The organism is Janthinobacterium sp. GW821-FHT03C10, assembly GCF_059420865.1.
In genome coordinates this window covers 195,189-210,478 of sequence record NZ_JBWKUN010000005.1, presented here as the reverse complement: position 1 = coordinate 210,478, position 15,290 = coordinate 195,189, and the positions used below count along the sequence as shown (strand labels likewise).

The following is a 15,290-nucleotide window of genomic DNA, read 5'->3' as shown; positions in this document are numbered from 1 at the left end:
TCGGCAACTTACATCGCCAGCGCTTTTTCCACCGCGCCAACGAGCTTCTTGTCGTCCGGCGTCACCTTGCTGGGGAAGCTTTCCAGCACTTTACCGTGGCGGTCGATCAGGTATTTATGGAAATTCCAGGCCGGGGTCTTGCCCGTCTGCTTGATCAGGTCCACGTACAGCGGGTTCGGATTGGGGCCGGAGACGACGGACTTCGAAAACATGGGGAACTTCACGCCGTAGGTGTTGTAGCAGAAATCGGCGATTTCCTTGCTGTTGCCCGGCTCCTGCTTGCCGAAATCGTTCGACGGAAAGCCCAGCACCACCAGGCCCTTGCTGCCGTACTTGGCGTACAGCGCCTCGAGTCCTTCATACTGGTTGGTAAAACCGCAATAGCTGGCCGTATTGACGACCAGCACGACCTTGCCCGCGTACTGGCACAGGTTTTGCGGCGCTTCATCCTGCAGGCGGTTGAAGGTCTGCTTGAGGATGGCGGGGCAGGCGGCTGGCGCGGTTTCGGCGGCATGGGCCGGCATGGCCAGGCTGGCGCCGGCGGCAAGGGTGGTGAGCGCAAACAGCTGGGCTAGGGTCTTGGACATGAGGGGCACCATGGTTGAACGGAAAAAAACCATTCTATGTCAAACGCGGCGCGCACGTACAAGACGGTCAACAACAGCGATAGCTTGAGCGACATCAACGACGGTGCAGTACTTGCCCAGCGCACAGTTTTTTTACCTATGCTCGGCCTTCCTGTCCCTTTTCTTGCCTTTTGGAGTAGCCATGCCCTTCCCGCACCTGACCGCATTACCCACCGCCCTGCTGGCCGCCAGCCTGCTCATCCTGGCGCCCGGCGGCGCGCACGCCGCCACGGCCGCAAAAGCAGCCGTCAAGCCCGCCGCGAGCAAGGACGCCCCCGCCCTGCCCGCCTACCAGGCCGATCTGAGCCAGACCACGGTGTCCGGCCTGTCCTCGGGCGGCTTCATGGCGGCGCAGTTTGCCGTCGCCTACTCGGCCACCGTCGCCGGCGCCGGCATCATCGCGGGCGGCCCGTATTTCTGCTCGGGCCAGCCGGGCCGCTTCCCGTATATTCCCTACCTGACGAATGCCCTGACCACCTGCATGAATCCAGGCAGCTCGCAAGTGGCGCCGCCCGTGGCCAGCGAATTGCTGCGCGCGGCGAACGATTTTGCGCAGGCCCGTCTCATCGACGACACGGCCAACCTGAAACGCCAGCGCGTATATCTGTTCAGCGGAACGAAAGACCAGACCGTGACGCGGCCGGTGGTGGAACAGGTGGGAAAATTCTATCAACTGGCGGGCACGCCGGCGGCGCAGATCCGCTTCGTCGACACGCTAGGCGCGGGCCACGCCATCCTGACCGACAGCAATCAGGACAAGCCCTGCGCCGTGACGGAGTCGCCCTTCATCAACGACTGCGACTACGTGCAGGCGCGCGACATCCTGCAGCACCTGTATCCGGACCTGCAGCCGTCGTCGACCACCCTGACGGGCAAGCTGATCGCCTTCAACCAGCGCAGCTTCATCCAGAACGCGTATTCGAGCATGAACAATACGGGCTATGCCTACATCCCGAAAGCCTGCGACAGCGAGAGCTGCCGCGTGCACGTGGTGTTCCACGGCTGCCTGCAAACGACGCAGGCGATCGGCGACCGTTTCTATACCAGCACCGGCTACAACCAGGTGGCGGACGCCAACAAGATCATCGTGCTGTATCCGCAGGCCGAACCGAGCCCCGTCTATCCGTACAACCCGAAAGGCTGCTGGGATTTCTGGGGCTACACCAGCATCAACCCGATCGATCCGGATTTCTACCGCAAGAGCGGCACGCAGATGGAAGCGGTCAAGGGCATGCTGGACAGGTTGGGATCGGCTCGCAACAGCCGCCGATAACGGACGTCACGGATGCTTGAGAAAATCGTAGCGAGCGGCAACGAGGCTCGGCGCCCCCATCTGGCTAAGAAGCGCAGCTGTACTAAAGTACAGCGAGCATCGCAGGCCGGAAAGCGCGCCGCGCAGCAGATTTAATCAAGCATTCTAGATGCCGCCCATGCAGATGTACTTGATCACGAGGTAGTCTTCGATACCGTAGGTCGACCCTTCGCGGCCCAGGCCCGATTGCTTGACGCCGCCGAAGGGCGCGATCTCGTTCGAGATCAGGCCCGTGTTGACGCCGACCATGCCCGTTTCCAGGCCTTCGGCCACGCGCCAGATGCGGCCGATGTCGCGCGAATAGAAGTAGGCGGCCAGGCCGAATTCCGTGTTGTTGGCCAGGGCGATCACTTCATCGTCCGTCTTGAAGCGGAACAGGGGCGCCAGCGGGCCGAAGGTTTCCTCGGTGGCCACGCGCATGTCGTTCGTCACGTCGGCGATGATGGTCGGCTCGAAGAAGCCGTTGCCCAGCGCATGGCGCTTGCCGCCGGCCAGCAGGCGGCCGCCCTTGCCCAGCGCGTCGGCCACGTGCTCTTCCACCTTGGCGACGGCCTTGGCGTCGATCAGCGGGCCTTGCGTGACGCCCGCCTCGATGCCATTGCCCACCTTCAGCTTGGCCACGGCGGCCACCAGCTTGGCGGCAAACGCGTCGTACACGCTGTCCTGCACGTACAGGCGGTTGGCGCACACGCAGGTCTGGCCCGCATTGCGGTACTTCGAGGCGATGGCGCCTTCCACGGCCGCATCCAGGTCGGCGTCGTCGAAGACGATGAACGGCGCATTGCCGCCCAGTTCCAGCGACAGTTTCTTGATCGTCGGCGCGCACTGTTCCGCCAGCAAACGGCCCACCTGGGTCGACCCTGTGAACGTCAGCTTGCGCACGATGGGGTTCGAGGTCATTTCGCCGCCGATGTCTTTCGGCGCGCCCGTGACGATGCTGAACACGCCCGCCGGCACGCCGGCGCGTTCGGCCAGCACGGCCAGCGCCAGCGCGGAAAACGGCGTCGCTTCGGCCGGCTTCAGGACCATCGGACAGCCGGCGGCCAGGGCCGGGCCGACCTTGCGGGTGATCATGGCGGCGGGGAAATTCCACGGCGTGATGGCGGCGCACACGCCGATCGGCTCCTTGGTGATGACCAGGCGGCGGTCGGGCCACGGCGATTGCAGGGTATCGCCCGCCACGCGCTTGCCTTCTTCGGCAAACCACTCGATGAACGAGGCGCCGAACTGCACTTCGCCCTTCGCTTCCGGCAGGGGCTTGCCCTGCTCGGTGGTCATGATCAGCGCCAGATCGTCGGCGTTTTCCAGGATCAGGTCATGCCAGCGGCGCAGCACGGCCGCGCGCTCCTTGGCCGTCTTCTTGCGCCAGGCAGGCCAGGCGGCATTGGCCGCCTCGATGGCGCGGCGCGTCTCGGCCGCGCCCATCAGGGGCACCGTGCCGATATGCTCGCCCGTGGCGGGATTGCTCACATTAATCGTCTGGCCACCATCGGCGTCCATCCAGGCGCCATTCACGTAAGCCTGGTGACGCAACAAGGTAGGATCTTTCAACTGCAGCATATGGATCTCCGGTCTGGTTTGAATTATCGACGAGGGATACTATGCCACAGCGCGGCCGATTCCGCAGGCGGACAGCCGAATCGCCCGCGTATTTACTCGACCTTGAACGACGACAGTTTCGGGTCCGGCGCCGGATATTCGAGCTTCATGCCCTGCAGCGTTTCCAGCAGCAGCGAGGCCACCACCAGGTTGCGCTGCGTCTTGGAATTCGATGGCACCACGTACCACGGCGCGTGATCGGCATCGGTCTCGCGGATCGCCGTTTCATAGGCGCGCTGGTAGCCATCCCACTTCTTGCGCTGGGCGATATCGTTGGGATCGAACTTCCACTGGCGGTCGGGATCGTCGAGCCGCTCCTGCAGCCGTCCCCGTTGCTCGTCCTTCGAGATATGCAGGAAGACTTTCAGGATGATGGTGCCCGTTTCGCTCAGCATGCGCTCGAAATCGCGGATCTGCGCATAGCGGCGCCGGCATTCGGCCTTGTCGATCATGTCCTGCACGCGCGTGATCAGCACATCTTCGTAATGGCTGCGGTTGAAGATGGCGATCTCGCCCTTCACGGGCACGTGCTGGTGCACGCGCCACAGGTAGTCGTGCGCCAGTTCGATATCGGTGGGGCCCTTGAACGCCACGGCGCGGATACCCATCGGGTTGATATTGCTGAAGATGGCCTTCACCGTGCCGTCCTTGCCCGAGGTATCCATGCCCTGCAGGACCAGCAGCACCTTCTTCTTGCGCTGCGCATACAGCATGCTCTGGCACTCGGCGATCTGCGCCGTCAGCGCCACGGTTTCTTCGATGTCCAGGGCCTTGCACTGGGCTGGCGTCAGCTTCTTGTTCGCCGCCTTGGTGGCCGCGCCCAGCAGGCGCTTGCCGGCGAATTCCTCGTTCAGGTCGAAGCCCTTACCGGCGCGAAATTGCGTGCGCGCCTTCATGCCGCCACCGCCAGCTTGCGGTGCTCGATTTTTGTGCAATGGTCCATCACCACGTCCAGGCCCGCCGCCCGCGCCAGCTGCGCCGCCTGCTCGTTGACGATGTCGAGCTGCAGCCACAGGCAGCCCGCCTTGACGGCGATGGCTTCCTCGGCGATGGGCAGGATATCTTCCGGCTTGCGGAAGCAGTCGACGATGTCGATGCGCGCCGGCGCGACAGCCGCCGCGGCCTGCGCCAGGGTGGCATAGGCGCGCTGGCCCAGCACGTCGCGCCCGGCCAGGGCCGGATTGACGGGCAGCACGCGGTAGCCATGCCGCAGCAGGTAGTCGGCCACCTCGTGGCTGGCGCGTTCGGGCTTGTCGGACATGCCGACGATGGCGATGATGCGGCTGTCTTGCAGGATGCGGGCGATGTTGGGCATATTCGGGGCGTGGTTAGGCGTGCGACATTGCCCGCCTAGCGTAGCAGAATTATCCAGCGCAGGGAGCTATCCAGAAGACCTGGAACTCCGCACGGCCGCCATCTGCGCGACAAAAGCCTGCGCGCGCGCCGTCACGGCCGCGAAATCTCCCGTGGCGCCCGGGCCACTCAGGCTGCTGCCGATGCCCACGGCCACGGCGCCGCTGGCAAACCATGCGTGCAGGTTCTCCACCGTCACGCCGCCCGTCGGCATCAGCGGCGCTTGCGGCAGCGGGGCGCGCAAGGCCTTGATGTAGGCGGGGCCGAACATCTCGGCGGGGAAGACCTTGACGATGTCCGCGCCCGCCTGCAGGGCCGTGACGATCTCCGTCGGCGTCATCGCCCCCGGCATGGCCAGCACCTGGTAGCGCTGGCACAGCGCGATGGTCTCCACGTTCACGCCGGGCGAGATGATGAACTGGGCGCCGGCCAGGATGGCGGCGCGGGCCGTTTCCGTATCGAGCACCGTGCCCGCGCCCAGCAGCACGTCAGGACCATGGCGTTCGCGCAAGGTGCGCAGCACACCCAGGGTGTCGGGCGTGGTGAACGCCACTTCCAGCGCCGTGATGCCGCCGGCGATGCACGCCTCGGCGATCTGCAGTGCCGCATCGGGCGAGTCGGCGCGCACGATACCGACCATGCCCCGCTCGAGGATGCCATTGAAAACCATGTGCTTTTGCATCTGCTCTCTCCTGTCAGGCCGGCAGGGCGCCAAAGCGCACTTCCGGCAAACCGCGCACGCCCACCTGACGTGCATGAAACAATCCGCCGGCCAGCGGTTCGCCCGCCAGCTGCGCCGGGGTCAAGCTTTCCTGCGCCGTGGTGACGAACAATTCGTCGTAATGCGGACCGCCCAGGCTCACGCAGCTGGGCTGCGAGACGGGCAAGGCTATCGCCCGCTCGACGCTGCCGTCCGGCGCGAAGCGCAAGACCCGTCCCGCGCCCCACTGCGCGCTCCACAAGTGGTCATCCGCATCGATGGTGGCGCCATCGGCCGCGCCCGGCCCCGGATCGAGCACGGCAAACACGCGCACCCGGCTGGCGTCGCCCCCCAGGTAATCATCCCAGCGGTAGATCGCCTTCTTCATCGAGTCGCAAAAATACATGGCCGTGCCATCGGTGCTGAAGCAGATGCTGTTCGAGATGGCGATCTGCGGCAGCGGCAGCCGTTCCAGGCTCAAGTCCAGGTTGAGGCGATAGAAGCTGGCGATGGCATCGCGGCACGGCCGCTCATCGAGCGTGCCGAAGACAAAACGTCCCTGGCGGTCGCAGCGGCCGTCGTTCAGGCGCGTCATGGGCAGGTCGCCCTCCACCGTGTGCAAGGGTGTGACGGCCCCGCTGCGCGCGTCAAACCACGCCAGGCGCGAGGCCAGTCCCAGCAGCAGCACGTCGTCGCGGTCCGTCAGCGCGAAACAGGCCAGGCGCTCGGGCATATCCCAGCGCTGGCGCTCCCCCGTGCTCAATACCAGCGCATGCAGCTGGCAGCCTTCGATATTCGTCCAGAAAACGCGGCCGCTGCGCTCGCACCAGCGCACGCCTTCGCCCAGGAAGTTCTGTGCATCAACCAGTAATTGGGCCTGTGTCCCCATTATTTTTTTCCTTTAACTCTGTATAACGCATGATAAAACCGTCGCGAGCGGAAGTCAGTTGTGGCCGAGACGCGCAACTGTGCTTGAGCACAGTGAGCATCGAGGCCGCAAATGACGACGCGCAGCAGGTTTGATCGTGCGTTATCAATGTGACTCGCGCGGCACGGCCGAACCACGGCAGCCGACGAGGAAATCGAGGTCCGCGCCTTCGTCGGCCTGCGTCACGTGCTTGATGTACATGGACTGGTAGCCGCCCTGCATGGCCGGCTCGGGGGCGCGCCATTCTGCGCGCCGGCGCGCCAGCTCGGTCTCGTCGACGTCCAGGTGCAAGCGCCGTCCCGCCACGTCCAGCTCGATCATGTCGCCGTCGCGCACCAGCGCCAGCGGCCCGCCCACGGCCGCTTCCGGCGCCACGTGCAGCACCACCGTGCCGTAGGCCGTGCCGCTCATGCGCGCGTCCGAGATGCGCACCATGTCGCGCACGCCCTGCTCCAGCAGTTTTTTCGGTAATCCCATATTGCCCACTTCAGCCATGCCAGGGTAGCCCTGCGGGCCGCAATTTTGCAGCACCATCACGCAGCTGGCATCGATATCGAGCGCGGGATCGTCGACGCGCTTTTTATAGTGCTCGATGCTGTTGAAGACGACGGCGCGGCCACGGTGCTGCATCAGTTCCGGCGAGGCGGCGGAAGGCTTGATGACGGCGCCGCGCGGGGCCAGGTTGCCCTGCAGGATGGCGATGCCGCCCTCGTCCTTGAATGGCTGCGCCAGCGGGGTGATCACCTCGGGATTGAAATTTTCCGCCTCGGCCACGTTGACGGCCATGCTGGCGCCCGTGACGGTGAGCGCCCCGCCATGCAGTTTGCCCAGCAGGTCGCGGATGATCACGGGCAAGCCGCCCGCATAGTAAAAGTCTTCCATCAGGTACTGGCCCGACGGCATCAGGTTGAGCAGGCAGGGGATCTCGCGGCCCAGGCGGTCCCAGTCGCCCAGGCGCATGTCCACGCCGATGCGCCCGGCAATGGCCAGCAGGTGGATCACGGCATTGGTCGAGCCGCCGATGGCGCCGTTGACCATGATGGCGTTTTCAAACGCTTCACGCGTGAGGATTTGCGACAGTTTCAGGTCTTCATGCACCATGTCGACGATGCGCCGGCCCGTCAGCTGCGCCTGCAGCTTGCGGCGCGCATCGACGGCGGGAATGGCCGCGTTGCCGGGCAGGGTCACGCCCAGCGCCTCGACCATGCTGGCCATGGTGGAGGCCGTGCCCATGGTCATGCAGTGGCCGGCGGAACGCGACATGCACGATTCGGCCTGCTTGAATTCGTTTGAGGTCATGCGCCCGGCGCGCACGTCTTCGGAAAACTTCCACACGTCCGTGCCCGAGCCGATCGGCTTGCCCCGGTAATTCCCGTTCAACATGGGGCCGCCCGACAGCACGATGGTGGGCAAGTCCACGCTGGCCGCGCCCATCAGCAGGGCCGGGGTGGTCTTGTCGCAGCCCGTCAGCAGCACCACGCCGTCGATCGGGTTGGCGCGGATCGATTCTTCCACATCCATGCTGGCCAGGTTACGGAACAGCATGGCCGTCGGGCGCAGATTCGTCTCGCCCAGCGACATGACGGGAAATTCGACGGGAAAGCCGCCCGCTTCGAGCACGCCGCGCTTGACCATCTCGGCCAGGTCGCGGAAATGGCCATTGCAGGGCGTCAGTTCGGACCAGGTATTGCAGATGCCGATGACGGGACGACCATCGAAAGCGTCGCTGGGATAGCCCTGATTCTTCATCCAGCTGCGGTGAATGAAACTGTCCTTGTCGTCGCCGCCAAACCACGCTTGCGAACGCAAGGGACGCTTGTTCTTGTTGCTGCTCATACTGTCTCCTGCGGGGAAATCAAGCCGCGCGCGGCGGCGATCAGCAGCGCACCGTGACCGGCCAGATTGGCCTGCTGCTGGTCGTCGACGATGATGCGCTTGCCATAAAAAAATCCATGTTCTTCGATCAGCAGCCCGAGCGCCTGGCGCAGCATGGGCTTGCCGGTAATGACGAGCGGCGTATCGGGCCGCATCTGGATGGCGGTGCTGTTGCGCAGCGCCAGCAGGTCGCCGCTGAGGACGGCGCCCATCAGGAAATTGGCCCGTTCATTGCATTCGATGGCGCTGAACTGGCCCAGGGTGCGCACGCTGAAGCAGGCGCGCGCCAGCCCCGTCTTTTGCGCCGCGGCCGCGCCGGCCAGCAGCATTTTCGGCACCAGGGTCTGCGCAAAACCGCCATCGACCGATTGCTTGATCAGGGTGTGCTGCGTGATCGCCTGCAGCAGTTCCCCGGCGATGGTGGTGCTGCAGCCGAGGATGCGGCGCTGCTCGTCCACGCTGATCAGTTTGGTATGCGAGCCGGGCATGATCAGGGTCGCCGCGCCCCGCAACTGCAGGCGCTCGAGCAGCGCGACGACTTCCGTCTCTTCGCCGCGCATCATGTCCATCGCTTCGACGTTATGCAGGCCGACGGCGCCGTGCTGGTTGCGCACGCCGGGAATCAGCCACAGGGGCTGCGCCAGCACGTCGGGCAAGTCCACCGCCTGCATGCCTTGCGCCAGCTGGGCCAGGCCGGCGGGCGCCGGCAAATGCGGCACTTCCCGCACCCCCATGGGCGAAGTGATCATGCCAGACGCCAGCGCCAGGTCCACGGCAGACGGCGCGATGCCCGCGCTGGCCAGCACGCTGGCGATGGTGTCGCGCAGCGCCTGTTTCAGCGCGCCGTTATGGCCATCGATGGCGGTATTGCGCACGCCCGTTTCCAGCTGCGCCTGGGCGACGACGGCGCCGGCGCGCCACAGCAAGGTACGCGTATTGGTGGTGCCGGCATCGATGGTGAGTATGTTCATGGCAGGTTGGCAGCGTCGGTAAGGGCAAAAATAAATGAGGGAAAAACTACCCCATGGTAGAACTGCCCCGCATATCTGACCAATCACTTATTTGACATCATTGATACCGGTTCGGATATGTCAAACGCATCGATATCCTGCACGCCCAAACGGTAGGCGAGCTGGAACCGCCTCACCTGTCCCGGCTGCAATTGCACGCCCTGCGCCAGCAGGGAAAAACAGCGCGCATCGGAATACAGATGACAGCTATCCTGGGTGCTGGAAAAACGCAGGACCCGGCCGGAAGCGGGGTCGGCAACCTGCGCCGCCTCGCGCAGCTGGCCGCTGCCCGTCCAGTAAAAGTCATGCCGGAATCCCGGCGATTGCGCCAGCGCGGGCCAGGCCAGGCGCGACGTGAGCGGCGCCGGCTGGCGGAAGTCAAACGCACTGCCCGCCACGTCGAGCGGAGCGCTGCACGCGCAGCCGCCGGGCCAAGGCCGGTAACGGTCCGCGGCCAGGCGCAGCACATGGTCGCCCACGGCGGCGCGGCCGCCCTGCAGGTTGAAGCGGGGCGCGGCAAGCGCAAAACGGGAAACCATATCGGCCGTGGCGGCGCAGTCGAGGTGCAGGCTGCCATCGTCGTCAAGCCGGTAGGCCAGGCGCACCGACAGGCCGTCGTGCGCCAGGTGCAGCAACAAGCGGCCGTCATCCGGCGGCGCGCACTGCCAGCCCGCAGGCGCACGCGCCGCAGGGGGCGCCGCGCCCAGCACGTCGGCCAGGCGGCCATAACGGTCGGGCGCCCACCAGGCCCGCACGCTGGCGTCGTGCGCGTCGATGGCCACGCGCATGCCGCGCGCATTGCGCAGCAGATGCATCATGGCGCCTGCCCGGGGGCTGGCGGCGGCCGGCTGCGCTGCTGGAATTCGCGCGGCGTGCAGCCGAGTTCGCGCTTGAAGACGGCGTGCATGTACTGCACCGTGGTAAAGCCGCAACGCACGGCCACCTCGGCCACCTGCCCCGGCCCGCGCGCCAGCAGGGTCTTGGCCGCATCGAGCTTGAAATGCAGGATCTCGTCGTGCACGCTGCGCCCCAGCTCGTGGCGGAAGTGCGCTTCGAGCGAGGAACGCGACACGCCCACGTAATCGGCCACCTGCTCCGTCTTGATGCCCTGGCAGGCGTACTGGCGGATGAAATGGCGCGCCTGCATCACCTGCGGATGCTGGAAGGGCTGGTGGCGCGTGGAGGCGAGCACGTTCAGGCCCGCCGGCGGCACCAGGATGCGCGTGCCGGACAGGCGCACGCCGTTCAACATCTGGTGCAGCAGATGCGCGGCCGTGCGGCCCATTTCCTCGGTGCCCTGGATCACGGAGCTCAAGGGAATGCGCGTGAGCATGCGCGCCAGCGGGTCGTTGTCGATGCCGATCAGGGCAACTTGCTCCGGCACGGCGATACCCGCGTGCATGCACGCCTGCAGCAGCTGGCGCGCGCGCGCATCGCTGACGGCGATGATGCCGACGGGTTTTTCCAGGCTGTTGAGCCAGGCGATCTGCTGCTCCACCGCCTCGTCCCAAGACGGCGCGCTGGTGGCCACGCCCCGGTACACGTCGGCGCGCATGTGGTCGCGCTCCATCAGGGTGCAAAACGCCGTTTCGCGCTCCTGGGCCCAGCGGTTGACATCCGCCTCGGGCAGGCTGAAACAGGCAAAGCGGCTCAGGCCCGCTTCCACCAGGTGTTCATAGGCCAGCTTGACGATCTTGAAATTATCGGTCGCCACGTACGGGATGCCGGCAGGGTAATCCTCGGCGTGCGCATACGAGCCGCCCACGGCCACCACGGGCAGGCGGCTGTGCGCCAGCGCCGCGCAGACGGCGGGATCGTCGAAATCGGCGATGATGCCGTCGCCCTGCCAGCGTTCGATACCGGGCAGGCGACAGCGGAAATCCTCTTCCAGGAACAGGTCCCACGACACGCGCGTGGTGTTCAGGTAGGCGGCGATGCCCGCGATGATGTCACGGTCGTAGATTTTGTTCCCGTTAAACAGCAGCGCGATCCGGTGCGCGGTCGGTAACTTCATGCTGGCGTCTCCTCCATGTGGCGGCCGGGACGTATTTTCGCCCCTGGCTGCCGGTCACGCATCGGTCTTACCGGCGTCCCGCCCTTGTACTGACATCGACCCAGACGGCGAGGGTGAGGATACTGCCTTTCACGATCATCTGCCAGTAGGTGTCCACGTCCAGCATGGACATGCCGTTATCGAGGCTGGCCATCACCAGCGCGCCGATCAGGGCGCCGTACACGGTGCCCGAGCCGCCGCGCATCGAGGTGCCGCCGATGAAGCAGGCGGCGATGGCGTCGAGTTCGCTGAAGGTGCCGGCGGACGGCGAACCGGCCGCCAGGCGGCCCGTGTTGATCAGGCCAGCCAATGCGCACATCAGGCCCATGATGCCGAAGATCCACAGCTTGACGGCTTTCACGTTGATGCCGGACAGGCGCGTCGCTTCCATATTGCTGCCGACAGCGTAGATGCGGCGGCCGAACACGGTCTGGCTGGTGATGTAGCTGAACAGCCCCAGCAAGGCCAGCAGCAGCAGAACGGGCAGCGGAATGCCTTCATAGCCGTTCAGGGTCTGCACGAAGGCATACAGCACGGCGCCGATGACGGCCAGGCGCAAGCCGTCGGCCCAGGGCGCCGTCTGCGGCAAGCCGTGCTGGGCGCGGCTGGCGCGCGCGCGCCACGTCAGAAAGGCGGCCAGCAGGAACAGGCCGATGCCCAGCACGACGCCGGGCACCGCGGGCAGGTAACCCTGTCCCAGATAGACCATCGGCTCGGAGACGGGGGCGATCGTGATGCCGCCCGTGATGCCCAGCAGGATGCCGCGGTACGCCAGCATGCCGCCCAGTCCCACGATGAAGGACGGGATGCCGCGGTACGCCGTCAGGTAGCCATTCAAGAGGCCGATCACCAGGCCGCAGCCCAGCACCGCCATCAGGTTCAGCGCCAGCGGCCAGTGCTGCGTGACGTCCAGCACGGCGGCGATGCCGCCGAGTAGCCCCAGCAGGGAGCCGATCGACAGGTCGATCTCGCCGGCGATAATCACCAGCACCATGCCGCAGGCGAGGATGCCGGTGACGGACATCTGGCGCAGCAGATTCGACAGGTTGCGCGGCGTGAGGAAGCTGCCCTGCGTTTTCCATGAAAAGAAGGCCCAGATCAGCGCCACGGCGATCAGCAGGGCCAGCATCTTGTATTGGGTGAACAGCTGTTTGATACTGTGCGGTTTCATGCTGCGGCTTCCTTGTTTGCGGTGTTGGCGGCGGGCGCCGGGCGCTGGTCCAGCGCCGCCGCCAGCACGGTTTCCTGGCTCAGGCCATCGTTGATAAAGTCGCCGCGCAGGCGGCCTTCGCCCATCACCAGCACGCGGTCGGACACGCCCAGCACTTCGGCCAGTTCCGACGAGACCATGATGATGGCCACGCCCCGGTCGGCCAGCGCCAGCATCAGTTTGTAGATTTCATATTTGGCGCCCACGTCCACGCCGCGCGTGGGTTCGTCGAGGATCAGCACGCGCGGGCGCGTCAGCAGCATCTTGGCCAGCACGGCCTTTTGCTGGTTGCCGCCCGACAGGCTCGTAATGGGCAGCGACGGGCTGGCCGCCTTCAGTTCCAGCTGGGCGATCTCGCCGCGCACGGCCGTCAATTCCGCCTCGCCATCGATGCGCGTGGCACGCGCGAATTGCTCCAGCACAGCCAGGGTGATGTTCTGCCCCACGTCCAGATCCGGCACGATGCCGTGATGCTTGCGGTCTTCCGGCACCATGGCCAGGCCCATGGCGATGGCCTTTTGCGGCGACGAAGTGTCGATGCGGCGGCCATCGAGCCACACTTCGGCCTGGCACGGCCCCTGGTAGGCGCCGAACAGGGCCGAGACGAGTTCCGTGCGCCCCGCCCCCACCAGGCCGGCGATGCCGAGTATCTCGCCACGGCGCAGGGTGAACGACACATCGTCGACCCGCTTGCGCTGCGGGTTGTCGGCATCGATGCAGCTCACGTGGCGTGCCTCGAACAGCACTTCGCCGATGGCCGCAGGCGCATTGTTCCCCACTGCGCGCTGCGGATACAGCTGGCACATTTCGCGGCCCACCATCTGCGCAATGATGCGTTCCACGTTCATCTGCGCCATCGGCGTGGTGGCGATATGCTTGCCGTCGCGGATGACGACGATGGTGTCGCAGATGGCCGCCACCTCATCGAGCTTGTGCGAAATGTAGATGCAGGTGACGCCCTTGGCCTTCAGCGCGCGCAGGATATCGAGCAGCACGGCGATTTCCGAGGCCGTCAGCGACGACGACGGCTCGTCGAGGATCAGCAGGCGCGCATTCTTGTTGAGCGCCTTGGCGATTTCCACCAGCTGCTGGTGGCCGCCGCCGTAATTCATCACGGGCTGTGCCACGTTCAATTCGGGTATCTTCAGTTCGCGCAGCAGCTCGTCGGCGCGCTTGTACATGGCCGCGTAATGCATGCGCCCGCCGGGCAGGGTAAGTTCGCGGCCCATGAAAATATTCTCGGCCACGGACAGCTGCGGCACCAGCATCAGTTCCTGGTGGATGATGATGATGCCCGCGTCTTCCGTGTCGCGGATCGATTGCGCGCGCAGGGGCTGGCCATCCCACAGGATCTCGCCGTCCCAGGTGCCGTGCGGGTACACGCCGGACAGCACCTTCATCAGGGTCGACTTGCCGGCGCCATTCTCGCCGCACAGGCCGATGCACTCGCCGGCCCGCACCTGCAGGTCGATGCCGTCGAGCGCGCGGACACCGCCAAACTGTTTGACGATGCCTTTCATTTCAAGCAGATATTCAGACATCTGAGCTCACATTTATTGACCAGGAAAGAGGCGTAGGTCGGGTTAGCGCGCAGCGCGTAACCCGACACCAGCACTTAATTACCCAGCTGCGCCTTGGTATAGAAACCGTCGTCGACGAGAATATTCACGTTCGCCTTGGTCAAGGGCGTGGGTTTGAGCAGCACCGTGCTGACTTTTTTCAGGCCGTTGTCATAGCTGGAGTTGTAGGCCGGCTTTTCATTGCGCGCCAGTTGCACGGCCAGCTTGGCCGCTTCGGCGGCGATGGTTTTCAGGGGTTTGTAGACGGTCATCGACTGCGTGCCGGCGATGACGCGCTTGACCGCCGCCAGGTCGGCGTCCTGGCCCGAGACCGGCACCTTGCCGGCCAGTTTTTGCGCGGCCAGGGCCTGGATGGCGCCGCCGGCCGTGCCGTCGTTCGAGGCGACGATGGCGTCGATCTTGTTGCCGTTGGCCGTCAGCGCGTTTTCCACGATGGACAGCGCTTCGGTGGCGCTCCAGTCCTTCACCCACTGCTGGCCGACGATCTTGATATCGCCCTTGTCGATGTACGGTTTGAGCACCTTCATCTGGCCTTCGCGCAGCATCTTGGCGTTGTTGTCGGTCGGCGAACCGCCCAGCAAATAGTAATTGCCCTTCGGCTGCAGCTTGGTCACGCCTTCGGCCTGCATCTCTCCCACTTTCTCGTTGTCGAACGAGATATACGCATCGATATCGGCGTTCAGGATCAGGCGGTCATACGACAACACCTTGATGCCGGCCTTTTTCGCTTCCTTGACGGTGTTGTTGAGCACCGTGGCGTTGAACGGCACGATCACCAGCACGTCCACGCCGCGCGAGATCAGGTTTTCGATCTGCGAAATCTGGCGCTGTTCGCTGGCGTCGGCCGACTGTACGAAGACCTTGGCGCCCTGCTTTTCGGCGGCGGCGATGAAGAAGTCGCGGTCGCGCGTCCAGCGCTCGACGCGCAAGTCATCGATGGAAAAGCCGATCTTCGGGTTTTTCGCATCGGCCAGGGCGGCGCTGCTGCTCAATGCCAGCATGGCGGTCATGATGGCTGCACTGATGATCTTGTTCATTGTGTGT

General features: G+C 65.1%; 14 protein-coding genes. 1 reads left to right on the top strand and 13 read right to left on the bottom strand.

The window, feature by feature from the left end; translation table 11 throughout:
• Positions 1 to 8: 8 nt before the first annotated feature.
• Positions 9 to 587 (bottom strand): glutathione peroxidase, encoded by a 579-nt coding sequence (locus tag AC07VH_RS18005; RefSeq protein ID WP_494787584.1) that lies wholly within the window; start codon positions 585 to 587, stop codon positions 9 to 11.
• A gap of 181 nt (positions 588 to 768) precedes the next feature.
• On the opposite strand from AC07VH_RS18005, the gene AC07VH_RS18000 reads away from it, so the two are divergent.
• Positions 769 to 1,899 carry an extracellular catalytic domain type 2 short-chain-length polyhydroxyalkanoate depolymerase gene (locus AC07VH_RS18000; RefSeq protein ID WP_489629284.1) on the top strand — a complete coding sequence of 377 codons (1,131 nt, stop codon included), beginning with the start codon at positions 769 to 771 and terminating at the stop codon, positions 1,897 to 1,899.
• Positions 1,900 to 2,043: 144 nt separating this feature from the next.
• Here AC07VH_RS18000 and gabD read toward each other — a convergent pair whose 3' ends face one another.
• From gabD to xylF, 12 genes are all read right to left on the bottom strand, one after another.
• On the bottom strand, positions 2,044 to 3,498 hold the full coding sequence (gene gabD / locus AC07VH_RS17995; RefSeq protein WP_475415757.1) for an NADP-dependent succinate-semialdehyde dehydrogenase: 1,455 nt from the start codon (positions 3,496 to 3,498) through the stop codon (positions 2,044 to 2,046).
• Positions 3,499 to 3,590: 92 nt separating this feature from the next.
• The gene (locus tag AC07VH_RS17990; protein WP_475415758.1) at positions 3,591 to 4,433 is read right to left on the bottom strand and encodes a PPK2 family polyphosphate kinase; all 843 of its coding nucleotides are present in this window, start codon (positions 4,431 to 4,433) and stop codon (positions 3,591 to 3,593) included.
• Positions 4,430 to 4,852: a CoA-binding protein gene (locus AC07VH_RS17985; protein WP_475415759.1), complete on the bottom strand. Its 423-nt coding sequence runs from the start codon at positions 4,850 to 4,852 to the stop codon at positions 4,430 to 4,432. The genes AC07VH_RS17990 and AC07VH_RS17985 overlap by 4 nt, the downstream gene beginning before the upstream one ends.
• A gap of 66 nt (positions 4,853 to 4,918) precedes the next feature.
• Positions 4,919 to 5,572 carry a bifunctional 2-keto-4-hydroxyglutarate aldolase/2-keto-3-deoxy-6-phosphogluconate aldolase gene (locus AC07VH_RS17980; RefSeq protein WP_475415760.1) on the bottom strand — a complete coding sequence of 218 codons (654 nt, stop codon included), beginning with the start codon at positions 5,570 to 5,572 and terminating at the stop codon, positions 4,919 to 4,921.
• A 13-nt stretch (positions 5,573 to 5,585) separates the two neighbouring features.
• Positions 5,586 to 6,479 (bottom strand): SMP-30/gluconolactonase/LRE family protein, encoded by an 894-nt coding sequence (locus tag AC07VH_RS17975; RefSeq protein ID WP_475415761.1) that lies wholly within the window; start codon positions 6,477 to 6,479, stop codon positions 5,586 to 5,588.
• Positions 6,480 to 6,623: 144 nt separating this feature from the next.
• Positions 6,624 to 8,354 (bottom strand): L-arabinonate dehydratase, encoded by a 1,731-nt coding sequence (gene araD / locus AC07VH_RS17970; RefSeq protein ID WP_494787585.1) that lies wholly within the window; start codon positions 8,352 to 8,354, stop codon positions 6,624 to 6,626.
• Positions 8,351 to 9,364 carry a 2-dehydro-3-deoxygalactonokinase gene (locus tag AC07VH_RS17965; protein WP_494787586.1) on the bottom strand — a complete coding sequence of 338 codons (1,014 nt, stop codon included), beginning with the start codon at positions 9,362 to 9,364 and terminating at the stop codon, positions 8,351 to 8,353. Before AC07VH_RS17965 ends, araD begins: the two co-directional genes overlap by 4 nt.
• Before the next feature lie 83 nt (positions 9,365 to 9,447).
• Positions 9,448 to 10,221, bottom strand: coding sequence for an aldose epimerase family protein (locus AC07VH_RS17960; RefSeq protein ID WP_494787587.1), 774 nt, complete (start codon positions 10,219 to 10,221; stop codon positions 9,448 to 9,450).
• A complete protein-coding gene (locus AC07VH_RS17955) occupies positions 10,218 to 11,417 on the bottom strand; it encodes a XylR family transcriptional regulator (protein WP_494787588.1) in 1,200 nt (399 codons plus the stop codon). Before AC07VH_RS17955 ends, AC07VH_RS17960 begins: the two co-directional genes overlap by 4 nt.
• Positions 11,418 to 11,484: 67 nt before the next feature.
• Positions 11,485 to 12,627, bottom strand: a complete 1,143-nt coding sequence (locus AC07VH_RS17950; protein ID WP_077398401.1) for a sugar ABC transporter permease — start codon at positions 12,625 to 12,627, stop codon at positions 11,485 to 11,487.
• On the bottom strand, positions 12,624 to 14,207 hold the full coding sequence (gene xylG, locus AC07VH_RS17945; protein ID WP_494787589.1) for a D-xylose ABC transporter ATP-binding protein: 1,584 nt from the start codon (positions 14,205 to 14,207) through the stop codon (positions 12,624 to 12,626). Before xylG ends, AC07VH_RS17950 begins: the two co-directional genes overlap by 4 nt.
• Before the next feature lie 74 nt (positions 14,208 to 14,281).
• Positions 14,282 to 15,256, bottom strand: coding sequence for a D-xylose ABC transporter substrate-binding protein (gene xylF / locus AC07VH_RS17940; protein WP_494787681.1), 975 nt, complete (start codon positions 15,254 to 15,256; stop codon positions 14,282 to 14,284).
• Positions 15,257 to 15,290 lie beyond the last annotated feature (34 nt).

What these genes read in the sequence shown, in the direction of transcription:
- AC07VH_RS17965 (WP_494787586.1), bottom strand. Translation starts at nt 9,364, where the DNA reads ATGAACATACTCACCATCGATGCCGGCACCACCAATACGCGTACCTTG.
- araD (WP_494787585.1), bottom strand. Translation starts at nt 8,354, where the DNA reads ATGAGCAGCAACAAGAACAAGCGTCCCTTGCGTTCGCAAGCGTGGTTT.
- xylG (WP_494787589.1), bottom strand. Translation starts at nt 14,207, where the DNA reads ATGTCTGAATATCTGCTTGAAATGAAAGGCATCGTCAAACAGTTTGGC.
- AC07VH_RS18005 (WP_494787584.1), bottom strand. Translation starts at nt 587, where the DNA reads ATGTCCAAGACCCTAGCCCAGCTGTTTGCGCTCACCACCCTTGCCGCC.
- AC07VH_RS18000 (WP_489629284.1), top strand. Translation starts at nt 769, where the DNA reads ATGCCCTTCCCGCACCTGACCGCATTACCCACCGCCCTGCTGGCCGCC.
- AC07VH_RS17975 (WP_475415761.1), bottom strand. Translation starts at nt 6,479, where the DNA reads ATGGGGACACAGGCCCAATTACTGGTTGATGCACAGAACTTCCTGGGC.
- xylF (WP_494787681.1), bottom strand. Translation starts at nt 15,256, where the DNA reads ATGACCGCCATGCTGGCATTGAGCAGCAGCGCCGCCCTGGCCGATGCG.
- gabD (WP_475415757.1), bottom strand. Translation starts at nt 3,498, where the DNA reads ATGCTGCAGTTGAAAGATCCTACCTTGTTGCGTCACCAGGCTTACGTG.
- AC07VH_RS17985 (WP_475415759.1), bottom strand. Translation starts at nt 4,852, where the DNA reads ATGCCCAACATCGCCCGCATCCTGCAAGACAGCCGCATCATCGCCATC.
- AC07VH_RS17990 (WP_475415758.1), bottom strand. Translation starts at nt 4,433, where the DNA reads ATGAAGGCGCGCACGCAATTTCGCGCCGGTAAGGGCTTCGACCTGAAC.
- AC07VH_RS17980 (WP_475415760.1), bottom strand. Translation starts at nt 5,572, where the DNA reads ATGCAAAAGCACATGGTTTTCAATGGCATCCTCGAGCGGGGCATGGTC.
- AC07VH_RS17955 (WP_494787588.1), bottom strand. Translation starts at nt 11,417, where the DNA reads ATGAAGTTACCGACCGCGCACCGGATCGCGCTGCTGTTTAACGGGAAC.
- AC07VH_RS17960 (WP_494787587.1), bottom strand. Translation starts at nt 10,221, where the DNA reads ATGATGCATCTGCTGCGCAATGCGCGCGGCATGCGCGTGGCCATCGAC.
- AC07VH_RS17950 (WP_077398401.1), bottom strand. Translation starts at nt 12,627, where the DNA reads ATGAAACCGCACAGTATCAAACAGCTGTTCACCCAATACAAGATGCTG.